Annotated in this window: 10 protein-coding genes; 4 read left to right on the top strand and 6 right to left on the bottom strand. The window is 67.3% G+C overall.

What is annotated here, in order from left to right:
- Positions 1-203: 203 nt before the first annotated feature.
- Positions 204-401 carry a hypothetical protein gene (locus tag AC6CID_RS02470; RefSeq protein ID WP_019291151.1) on the top strand — a complete coding sequence of 66 codons (198 nt, stop codon included), beginning with the start codon at positions 204-206 and terminating at the stop codon, positions 399-401.
- A gap of 85 nt (positions 402-486) precedes the next feature.
- Here the strand turns inward: AC6CID_RS02470 and AC6CID_RS02465 are convergent, their stop codons facing one another.
- From AC6CID_RS02465 to AC6CID_RS02450, 4 genes are all read right to left on the bottom strand, one after another.
- Positions 487-1,929 carry an alpha,alpha-trehalose-phosphate synthase (UDP-forming) gene (locus tag AC6CID_RS02465; RefSeq protein WP_006553569.1) on the bottom strand — a complete coding sequence of 481 codons (1,443 nt, stop codon included), beginning with the start codon at positions 1,927-1,929 and terminating at the stop codon, positions 487-489.
- Between the two features lie 139 nt (positions 1,930-2,068).
- Entirely contained in the window at positions 2,069-2,215 is a 147-nt protein-coding gene (locus tag AC6CID_RS02460; protein WP_019291152.1) for a hypothetical protein, read from the bottom strand.
- 100 nt (positions 2,216-2,315) lie between these two features.
- Positions 2,316-2,882, bottom strand: coding sequence for a type 1 glutamine amidotransferase domain-containing protein (locus AC6CID_RS02455; protein WP_006553568.1), 567 nt, complete (start codon positions 2,880-2,882; stop codon positions 2,316-2,318).
- An 89-nt stretch (positions 2,883-2,971) separates the two neighbouring features.
- Positions 2,972-4,498 (bottom strand): FAD-dependent oxidoreductase, encoded by a 1,527-nt coding sequence (locus AC6CID_RS02450; RefSeq protein ID WP_498353513.1) that lies wholly within the window; start codon positions 4,496-4,498, stop codon positions 2,972-2,974.
- Between the two features lie 256 nt (positions 4,499-4,754).
- Here AC6CID_RS02450 and AC6CID_RS02445 point away from each other — a divergent pair, with 256 nt between their 5' ends.
- Complete coding sequence (locus AC6CID_RS02445; protein WP_498353512.1) at positions 4,755-5,741, top strand: alpha/beta hydrolase; 987 nt, start codon at positions 4,755-4,757, stop codon at positions 5,739-5,741.
- Positions 5,742-5,878: 137 nt separating this feature from the next.
- On the opposite strand, the gene surE is transcribed toward AC6CID_RS02445, so the two are convergent.
- On the bottom strand, positions 5,879-6,670 hold the full coding sequence (surE, locus tag AC6CID_RS02440; RefSeq protein ID WP_006553565.1) for a 5'/3'-nucleotidase SurE: 792 nt from the start codon (positions 6,668-6,670) through the stop codon (positions 5,879-5,881).
- Positions 6,667-7,626: a 1-phosphofructokinase family hexose kinase gene (locus AC6CID_RS02435; RefSeq protein WP_006553564.1), complete on the bottom strand. Its 960-nt coding sequence runs from the start codon at positions 7,624-7,626 to the stop codon at positions 6,667-6,669. The genes surE and AC6CID_RS02435 overlap by 4 nt, the downstream gene beginning before the upstream one ends.
- A 115-nt stretch (positions 7,627-7,741) precedes the next feature.
- Between AC6CID_RS02435 and AC6CID_RS02430 the strand changes: the two genes are divergently transcribed.
- Both AC6CID_RS02430 and AC6CID_RS02425 read left to right on the top strand, forming a co-directional pair.
- A complete protein-coding gene (locus tag AC6CID_RS02430; RefSeq protein WP_006553563.1) occupies positions 7,742-8,185 on the top strand; it encodes an SRPBCC family protein in 444 nt (147 codons plus the stop codon).
- On the top strand, positions 8,182-9,774 hold the full coding sequence (locus AC6CID_RS02425) for a phytoene desaturase family protein (protein WP_498353511.1): 1,593 nt from the start codon (positions 8,182-8,184) through the stop codon (positions 9,772-9,774). The genes AC6CID_RS02430 and AC6CID_RS02425 overlap by 4 nt, the downstream gene beginning before the upstream one ends.
- Positions 9,775-9,970: the final 196 nt, after the last annotated feature.

Here is a 9,970-nt window from a genome sequence, read left to right as displayed (position 1 = left end):
TCGGCCAGTGCCCGCAGTTCGACGTCCGTCTCCTGCGAGCGTCAGGCGCCGCCGGACCCGGATTCATCCCCGCCCGATCCGGCCTCGGAGAGTTTTGTCCGTTAGGGCCGGATCAGGGCGCTCGGTGCGTTTGTTCGGTTTCCCCCTCGGGTATTGCTACCCGGCCGGACGGTCCGGCATATGAGACGGATCGAGGTGAGGTCGTGCGATTGGTGAGTCTCGTGGTCCTGATCTGGTTGATCATCGGTGCGGTGGCGGCCGGTCAGCGCGGCTACTTCAGCGACTCGGACCAGAATTGCAGCAGTCTCGCGACGGTGGCAGTTACGGTGGTGGCCGGGCCGCTCAACTACGCGGGCGTCAATCCCCAGGTCGAGTGCGAGGTGCCGCAGCCGAGCGGGTAGGTCCGCATTCCTTCGGGTCTGTCGCTGTTCGAGGTGCGGAGCGTGCGGGTCCTCTTCCGACAGATGTCGGAGAGGACCCGCACGCCTAGCTTCCGGAGGCGGTGACGTGCGCACCCGAGGTGGCCCGCAGGTCCTCGAGGAAGGTGCGCGACCAGCGGGCGACGTCGTACTCCATGACGTGCGCGTGCATGGTCTTCATGCGCTTCTTCCGTTCGGCCGGGTCCTCCTCTATCGCTTCCACGATCGCGCGCTTGACGCCTTCGAGATCGTGTGGGTTGACCAGAAGAGCGCGGCGGAGTTCGGCTGCCGCCCCGGCGAATTCGCTGAGCACCAACGAACCGCTGCCGTCGGGGTGGCAGGCGATGTATTCCTTGGCGACGAGGTTCATGCCGTCGCGCAGGGGAGTGACCAGCATGACATCGGCACCGGTGTACATCGCGAGCAGTTCGTCGCGGTCGACCGAGGCATGGAGGTAGTGGACGACGGGAGAACCGAGCCGGGCGAACTCGCCGTTGATCCGACCCACTTCGCGCTCCACCTGGTCGCGGAGTTGTGCGTACGCCGTCAAACGCTCGCGGCTCGGCGTGGCCAACTGCACCATCACGACCTTCTCGGGATCGAGGGTGCCTTCGGCGAACAGCTCGTGCAGGGCCTCGAGACGTACGTCGATCCCCTTGGTGTAGTCGAGCCGGTCGACGCCGAGCAGCATGACCTCCGGATCGCCCAGGTCCCTGCGGATCTCGGCGGCACGCTCCTGAACGGCGGTGTCGCGGGAACGTTCCCGGAGCTGCGCGGAGTCGATGGAGATGGGGTAGGCACCGACACGAACCTGCCGGTCGCCGAGAACGATGGTGCCGCCCGACGAGGTCCCGCGCGGTGCCGGAAGTCCGAAGAGCCGGTTGGCGAGATAGAGGAAGTTCTGTGCCCCGCCGGGGAGATGGAAACCGACGAGATCGGCGCCGAGCAGACCGTCGACGATCGCCTTCCGCCACGGCAACTGCAGGAACAGTTCGGTAGGCGGGAAGGGGATGTGGAGGAAGAAACCGATCGTGACGTCGGGCCGGAGTTCACGCAACATCCGGGGAACGAGCTGGAGCTGGTAGTCGTGCACCCACACCGTCGCCCCGGGGGCCGCGGCACGGGCCGCGGCCTCGGCGAATCGCTGATTGACCGCGCGATAGGTCCGCCACCACCGGCGATCGAAAGTGGGTGGGATGAGCGCGTCGTGGTAGAGCGGCCACAGAGTGTCGTTCGAGAAACCCTCGTAGTACTCCTCGACCTCCTGGGAGGACAACTCCACCGGATACAGCGAGAGCCCGTCCTCCTCGAAGGGATCGACCGTCACGTCGGGAGTGCCGGGCCAGCCGACCCAGGCGCCACTGTTGGACCTCAGGACGGTCTCCATCGCGGTCACCAGGCCACCGGGGCTGCGTCGCCAGACCGGCGGGCCACCGTCGGTCGGCGTCTCGAGGTCCACCGGCAAACGGTTGGCGACCACGACGAAATCGTCGGAGTTCGGTTCGTTCATAATCCCGCCTTCGTGCAACTGCCTTACGGCGAACCAATCCCACATGTTCGAAATCGACTACTTCTTGTTATCAAGGCGGGTAGGGGGCCGCAAACTGCGTGCACCGCTGCGGGCCTTCGACCAGCAGTTCTCCGGAAAATCAGCTTTCGCTCGGCAGGGGAGCAGCCGGGTTGTCGAACATTTCGTCGATGCGCTTCTTGATCTCCGCGGTACTGAATCGCACGCCCTGGTGGAGGGCTGCGGGCGGGAAGAAGGTGGCGCCGGAAACGGGGCTCTGCTCGAGCATCGTCGAGGTCCTTTCGGAAAACAGGCGGAGATGGACCGGGACCTTTGTGGTCGCGGTCGGTGAAGTGACGAGGATCGGCCTGCGTCGTGGCCCGAACGATTCAGCTCGCGGGGTTCGCCGCGAAGAGATCTATGAGTGCCTTGCAGAATGCCGGCAGGTCGCCGGGGTTGCGGCTCGAGACCAGGTTGCGATCGACGACCACCTCTTGATCGACGACGTTTCCGCCGGCGTTGCGGATGTCGGTACGAACGCTCGGATACGACGTGAGGGTGCGGTCGCGCACCACGTCGGCCTCGACGAGCATCCACGGTCCGTGGCAGATCACGCCGACCGGGCGCCCGGAGGTGACGAACTCCCGCACGAACGACACGGCCTTGTCGTCCTGGCGCAGCTGATCGGGATTCGTGGTTCCACCGGGAAGCACCAGGCCGTCGAAGTCGCCGGGGGAGACCTCCGAGACGAGGTGATCGACGGTGTATTTCCCTGCGGCGTTGACGTCCTTCTCCATTGCCTGGATCTCGCCCTGCTCGATCGAGACGAGTCGGACCGTGGCGCCCTCGTCCTCGAGAGCTTTACGCGGCTCGACGAACTCGACCTCCTCGACTCCGTTCGTCGCGAGAATTGCGATGGTCAGTCCGGACAGTCGTGCCCCATCGGCGGAATTCATGTTCGTGTGTCCTTTCTCGGCTGCTGTCAGAATTACCCGGCTCGGATGGTGTGAAACGCGGGCTCTCACGCCTTTTTCCACCCTCGGCGTCACCTGGGGGAAAGGTTGCCGGTCGCGGGCCCCTCCAGCAGAGTGCCGTCGGCAGTGAATCGGGAGCCGTGCAGCGGGCAGTCCCACGACGACTCCGCGTCGTTCCACCGCAGGATTCCGCCGAGGTGCGGGCAGACCGCGCTCACGCGGTGCGTCCGGCCGTCGACCGTGGACACGCCGACGGGACGTCCGCAACTGCGTACCACCCGTCCCTGTCCTTCTTCCGGCTTTGATCCGGAGGACGTCGCGGCCTGCAACCAGCCCTTGGCCATGTGCAATGCGACGGTGGCATTGAGTTTGGCTGCGGTGGGAATGCCGGTCACCAGTTCGGTGCGCCATGCCGCCATGGCGGGCGCCCACGCCTCGACCTCGGGATCCGGCGACTCCGAGAACCGGGACGCGATGATGTGCGCCGCCGCGACCCCGCCGGTCATGCCCCACTTGCCGAAGCCGGTCGCCACCCAGATCCGGTCGGCACCGGGCAGGACGGGGCCGACCTCGGGGAGGCTGTCCATGTTCGTGTAGTCCTGCGCCGACCACCGGTACAGTTCGTGGGCGCCGGGGAAGGTCCGTTGACTCCATCGCAGCAGGTCGTCGTATGCGGAGCAGGTCGAATCGTGCCGGCCGACGACGTGTCCGTTGCCGCCGACGAGCAGTAGTCGATCCGCCGACGAGGACGTTCCCGCCGCAGAGGCGGTGCGGAGCGACCGGGTGGGACTGTCCGCGGACAAGAACATCCCTTCCGGCGGGCCACCGGGCACTTCGACGGCGATGGAGTACGAGCGGTCGGGTTCCATCCTGGCGAAGAATGCACCGCGGTCCAGGATGGGGATGCCGGTTGCAAGTACGACGCGATCTGCACGGATGTTGCCGTCGTCGGTGCGGACGATGCATCCTGCGTCCTCGGTGTCCACGGTCTTCACGCGCCGCCCGACGAACACTTCGGCGCCGCACGCACGCGCCCGGTCGACTGCCGTGAACAGAATGGGCATGGGATCGACCTGCACCTGGTCGGGAACCGTGACTGCCGCGGCCACGCCGAAGGGCAGCGGGATCTCACCGACCCTCTCGGCCGGTAACCCGGCGGCGCGGCAGTGGTGGTATTCCGCGTCGATCATGCTCACGTTCGACGGATCCTGCGCGTAGGTATAGGCGTCCGCACGGTCGAAGTCGAGTCCGTGCCGCGTGCAGAAATCGACCACCCATCGTTGTGCCGCGAGGGTGCCGTCGACATATCCCTGACGGATCGCACCGGAATGTCTGCGGCCGATCTGCGACAGGCGTGTGCCCTGCAGGACGCTGACCTTGCCGGTGGTGTTCCCGGTGGTCACCGCCCCGATGTCCCGGGCTTCGAGCACCGCAACGCGCAGTCCCCTCTCAGCGAGGAGCAGCGCCGTCACGGTGCCCGTGATCCCGGCGCCGACGACCACGATGTCGTAGCACTCCCGGCGGGCCGTCCAGTCGTCGTACGTCGCGATGTGCGGGGCGCGATCCCGCCAGAGGGACACCGTGGTCTCGGTAGGCATATGCGCTGGTTACCTCCCCGGCCGGACCGGTAAACGGGGCGCTGCGGGAGCCTCTCGCATCGTTGTTTCCGGTTCGTGATCCGAACCGGGTGTTTCGATGCCGGACAGGTGTGGGTAAACCGCAGTACCACGTCGCGTAAGGCGAAATAAATCAACCGGTTTCGTGGGTGTCCCACGGGAGGTTCCAGTGCTGTCTTCTGAGATCGACGATTTCGGTGGAGGTGAGGGCGTCAGCCGCACCCACCGAGGTGGAAGCGTGCGCTCCCGAGTCGTTCGGGGCGCGGTACGCGCACTCGCGAAGCCGGTCGTCGGGGCATGGATGGCCCGGCCCGACCTCGCGTGGCCACTGTCGGTCGTCGACGGCGCTGCGTCCCTCCTCCCCAAGCCCTCCGGAGCCCAGTACGTGGACGTCGACCTGGGCGCGTGCAGTGCAGAGTGGATCCGCGCGGAAGGACGATCGACCAAGCGCGCGGTGCTGTACCTGCACGGTGGCGCGTTCCTGATGTGCGGATTGAACACTCATCGTTCGCTGGCCGTGAGCCTGTCGGATCGCGCCGACGGCGCGGTGCTCAGCGTCGACTACCGCATGCTGCCGAACGCTCCCATCGCACACGCGGTGGACGACGCGGTACGCGGTTACGAGTGGTTGTGCGAGAAAGGTTATCGGGGAGAGGACATCGTCGTCGCAGGCGACTCCGCCGGGGGATACCTGTCGTTCATGACGGCCCTGGCCATCGCGGAATCCGATCTGCCCCGCCCCGCGGGAATCGTCGCGCTGTCGCCCCTCGTCGACCTCGATTCCGATCGTCGCGCCGACCACGACATGCAGGCGGCCTGCCCCATGTTCCCCGGATCGGCCGTGCAGTCGCTCGTACGCTACATCGAGGGCACCCATACCCGTCTGACCGTCGACGGGGAGCCCGGACCGCTGATGTGCCCGCTCGACAACGACCTCAGTGTGCTGCCCCCGGTGATGATCCACGCCGGTCACGACGAATTGCTGCGCAGCGACGCAGAATCCATGGCGCGGGCCGTGCGGGAGGCAGGGGTCAGCTGCGACCTGCACCTGTGGCGACACCAGGTGCACGCCTTCCCGATCTTCGCCGACAGCGTTCCCGAGAGCCGGCGTGCGCTCGCCGAGGCCGGCCGGTTCGTGCAGTCCGTGACGGACACGACCGGTCGTGCGCAACGGTCCGTCGTCACGCCGATCTCTCGCTACGTCTCCGATTCCGCAGTCGCCTGAGAACTGCAGTGCTCTGAGAACTGCAGTGCTCTGAGAACTGTAGTTCTCTGAGAACTGCAGCGGCCCGAATCAATTGGAGTCGGGACCGCTCGGTCGTGGCACTCGTGACCGAGCGGTCCCGGAACCTTCTACAGCACCTACTGCTGCGAACTACCCGAGTGGGCGAATTCCAAGGTTCCGAGATCGGCTTCCGCCACCTCGAAAGGCATCGTCAGCACGGTCGCGGTCGCCCACCCCCGGCACACGAGAACGGCGTCGCTGTCGTGGGATTCGTCGAGTTCGACCGCCCGGAAGGTGACCGGCAAGGCGCGGGAGATGTCGCCGTCGTCCTCGACCTCCCCGATCTCGGCCTGGACGGCACCGAATCCTGCCAGAGGAGCACTGCGCAGTCCGCGTAACTCGTGGACGGGCATGTCGGGGATGTTGACGTTGAGAACCGTGCCCGGACGGCTGTGTTCGACGGCCCACTCGAGAGCGCGACGGGTCACCAACTCGGCGGTCTCCCACTGCGACGGAGCTGTCCCGTTGAGGGACAATGCGACCGCGCGGGCACCGTGGGTGGCCGCGGTCAGGGCTGCACCCACCGTGCCCGAATGCAGGATCGCGTGACCGGTGTTGGGGCCCAGGTTGATTCCGGATAACACGATGTCCGGTGCCGTCCCGAACGCGCCGTACGAGGCGAGGAAGGTGATCAACGCCGGAGATGCTTCCACCGCATAGGATTCCACCTCGGGCAGGTCGTCGAGCGGGCGACGGCTGAGCAGGAGTTTTCCTTCGTCCTGGAGAGCGGTCAAGGATGCACTGGCGCCGCTGCGCTCGACATGGGGCGCCGCGACCTGCACGTCGAATCCCGCCTCGACCGCGAGGCGGGCGAGCAGGGCGAGACCGGGACTGTCGATGCCGTCGTCGTTGACGATCAGTGCTTTCATGAACGCTTCCCCTTCACCTTCCGGACCTCCACCTTCTCGGCCATCTTCTCCACAGCGCCACGATGCCCCGTCGCCAGACCGCGGCGCGTGACGTTGACCGCACCTGCTGCGGCGCCGAGACGCAGCGCGTCCTCGAACTTCGCGCCCGCGGCGTAGGCCGACGCGATGCCGGCGGTCATCGAATCTCCGGCACCGTGGTGGTCCACGGTCTGCACCGAGGGTGCCTCAACCTCCCAGATGGTTCCGTTGTCCAGTGCGATCGCCGGATCGCCGGCGCGGGAGATCACCACCGAGGCGGCACCTTCGTCGTGGAGACGGTGCAAGGCCTCGATGAGATCGTCGAGATCCTCGGACTTCGCGCGACCGTCCTCGATGAGATCCTCGTGGCTCACCTTCAGCACGGTCACCCCGCCTTCGAGGGCCGCACCGAGGGTGGGGCCGGACAGATCGGCGACGACCGGGATGCCGAGGGCTCCCAGATCGGCGCACAGGCGCGTGTACACCTCGCTCGGTACGGCGTCGTCGTTGTGCGGTCCGCCCAGCATCGCGACCTTCGCGCACATCGCGGACGCCAGCGACGCGCTGAACAGATCGTCGGTCTCGTGACGGGTGAGTGCCGGCGGGTCGATCTCCACGATCTCCTTCCGTTCGCCCTCGCGCCGGTCGTGGATGTAGGAACCGTTGGGTGATGCGGTCTCCACGGCATGCACCGTCACGCCTTCGCGGTTGATCATGTCGACGAGGATCGTGCCGGACTCGCCGCCGAACGGTCCGCACAGGTGCACGTCCATTCCCAGGGTCGCCGCCATGCGGCCGATCCAGAATCCCTGCCCGCCGGGATGGACGTGCAGTTCGGTGCTTCCGTCGGGTGCCTTCTCGAGGGTTACCGTGAGGAGCGGGGACGGCGCGAAGACGAAGGCGTACGGGTTGGAGGAGGGGATGTTCTCGGCTTCCATGCCCGCCCGGATACCCCCTCCGAACAGCGATGACACCCGGCGTCGTGTGACACCTGAGGAAGCGGGGTATGCGTCTGCCGCAAGCGAGCTGTCGTCCAGAGGATGAGGAGCGGGCATGGCCAGGATCGCGACGATCGAGACTTCGGTGGCACCGGCGCGTGTATGGGAGATCCTCGCCGACGGCTGGCGGTACGCGGCATGGGTGGTGGGTGCGTCGCGCATCCGGGCCGTCGACCCCGCCTGGCCGCAACGGGACACCCGGATCCATCATTCGGTGGGTCTGTGGCCTCTCCTGCTCGACGACCACACCGAGGTCAGCGAGGTGGTGCCCGAACGGCAACTGGTGCTGCGCGCACGTGCCTGGCTGTTCGGCAAGGCCGAGATCGCGATCTCGCTCGAACCCACCCACGACGGCGGCACCCGCATCACGATGGCCGAACACGTCGTCGAAGGACCGTACGCCCTCGTCCCCGATCGCGTACAGGAGGAAATGGTGTTGCCACGGAACCAGGAATGCCTGAGACGGCTGGTGCTGCTCGCCGAAGGCGCCACCGAATGAGCGACGCGACGGTCGATGCGGTTGTCATCGGCGCCGGACCCAACGGTCTGACCGCCGCCGCGGTGCTCGCCGACGCCGGATGGGACGTCCTCGTACTGGAGGAACAACCCGAACCCGGTGGAGCGGTGCGCAGCGCAGAACTTCACCCGGGATACTGCGCCGATCTGTTCAGCGCGTTCTATCCGCTCGGTGTGGCCTCACCGGCCTTCCAAGCCCTCGATCTCGCGTCGCACGGCCTCCGCTGGGCGCGTTCCCCGAAGGCCTTCGGTCACCCGCTGGGCCCCGACGACGAGGACGCGATCGTCGTCTCTCCGGATCCGACCGACACGGCGGCCGACCTCGAGCGTCGCTACGTCGGTGACGGGGAAGCGTGGCTGGCGCTGTTCGACCAGTGGAAGCAGATACGCGGCGCGCTTCTCGAACTGCTCCTCGGTCCGTTCCCGCCCGTCCGGGGTTCCGTGGACCTGCTGCGCACCATGAAGACGGGAGATCTGCTGCGCTACGCGCGCATGCTCGCGCTGCCCGTCACCCGGATGTCATCGGAGTTGTTCGGCGGTTCGGCGGCGCGGCTGCTGCTCCTGGGCAATGCCATGCATGCCGACACACCGCCCGAGGCGCCCGGCAGCGGCGTGATGGGTTACATGCTCACGATGCTCGCGCAGGACGTCGGATTCCCCGCGCCGGTCGGCGGCGCGGGAGCGCTCACCGACGCGCTGGTCCGGCGCGGCGCCGCAGCGGGTGCCCAGCTGCGGTGCGACTCGCCGGTCGTCGGCGTGGAGGTGCAGGGCGGGAAGGTCTCCGCAGTCCGGATCGCCGGTGGCGAGCGGGTGAAGGTGCGACGTGCCGTCCTCGCCGATACCTCGGCCCCGGCCCTGTACACGCGGCTCCTCCCGGCCGACGCCGTCGGGTCACGGGTACTCGACGACCTGCGCAAGTTCGAATGGGACACCCCGGTCGTGAAGGTGAACTACGCGCTCGACGGCCGCGTGCCGTGGCGTTCGCCCTCGTTGAGCGGGGCCGGCACGGTGCACGTCGGTGCCGATACGGACGCGATGATCCGGTGGTCGGCCGATCTGTCCACCGGGGTCGTCCCCGAGTCGCCCTTCCTCCTCTTCGGGCAGATGACCACCACCGACACGACGCGGTCGCCCGAGGGAACCGAAAGCTGCTGGGCCTACACACATCTGCCGCGGGGCATCACCGACGACGCGTCCGCCGACCACCTCGCCGAACGCGTCGACGCGCAACTCGAGGCCTACGCACCGGGTTTCGGTGCACGCGTGGTCGGCCGGCACGTCCAGCGACCCGGCGACCTCGAAGCGGCCGACGCAAATCTCGTCGGCGGCGCCGTCAACGGTGGAACCGCGCAGGTCCACCAGCAGTTGTTCCTGCGGCCCACTCCCGGTTTCGGCGGACCGCGGACGCCGGTCGAAGGGGTGTATCTCGCCAGCTCGGGTGCGCATCCGGGCGGGGGAGTCCACGGCATGGGTGGCTGGAACGCCGCTCACGCCGCACTCGCGGACGGCAAACGCACCGCTCCGGTGACCCGACGCGTGCGAAATGCCGCTCGCCGGGTGCTGTTCTCGTGATTGCTGGGCCTCCCACGCGGAACGGTGGCGTGTTTCACACGGAAGTCGCGCGGGTATCCGCCCGCGAACGGACGGATCCGGGTTTTCGGCCCGGGGTGGTGGAGATGCCGTCGAACTCGAGATACCGAGGTGGTGTGACGTGACAGCTTCCCTGGTGCTGGACGGATCGGATTCGCCGCGGGTATGGCGTCTTCCG

Source organism: Rhodococcus sp. GQ147, assembly GCF_059759155.1.
This window is presented reverse-complemented; position numbering and strand designations above follow the sequence as displayed.

Excerpts from the sequence above, each read along its gene's own strand:
- AC6CID_RS02465 (WP_006553569.1), bottom strand. The coding sequence starts at position 1,929 with ATGAACGAACCGAACTCCGACGATTTCGTCGTGGTCGCCAACCGTTTG.
- AC6CID_RS02460 (WP_019291152.1), bottom strand. The coding sequence starts at position 2,215 with ATGCTCGAGCAGAGCCCCGTTTCCGGCGCCACCTTCTTCCCGCCCGCA.
- AC6CID_RS02455 (WP_006553568.1), bottom strand. The coding sequence starts at position 2,882 with ATGAATTCCGCCGATGGGGCACGACTGTCCGGACTGACCATCGCAATT.
- AC6CID_RS02450 (WP_498353513.1), bottom strand. The coding sequence starts at position 4,498 with ATGCCTACCGAGACCACGGTGTCCCTCTGGCGGGATCGCGCCCCGCAC.
- surE (WP_006553565.1), bottom strand. The coding sequence starts at position 6,670 with ATGAAAGCACTGATCGTCAACGACGACGGCATCGACAGTCCCGGTCTC.
- AC6CID_RS02435 (WP_006553564.1), bottom strand. The coding sequence starts at position 7,626 with ATGGAAGCCGAGAACATCCCCTCCTCCAACCCGTACGCCTTCGTCTTC.
- AC6CID_RS02430 (WP_006553563.1), top strand. The coding sequence starts at position 7,742 with ATGGCCAGGATCGCGACGATCGAGACTTCGGTGGCACCGGCGCGTGTA.
- AC6CID_RS02425 (WP_498353511.1), top strand. The coding sequence starts at position 8,182 with ATGAGCGACGCGACGGTCGATGCGGTTGTCATCGGCGCCGGACCCAAC.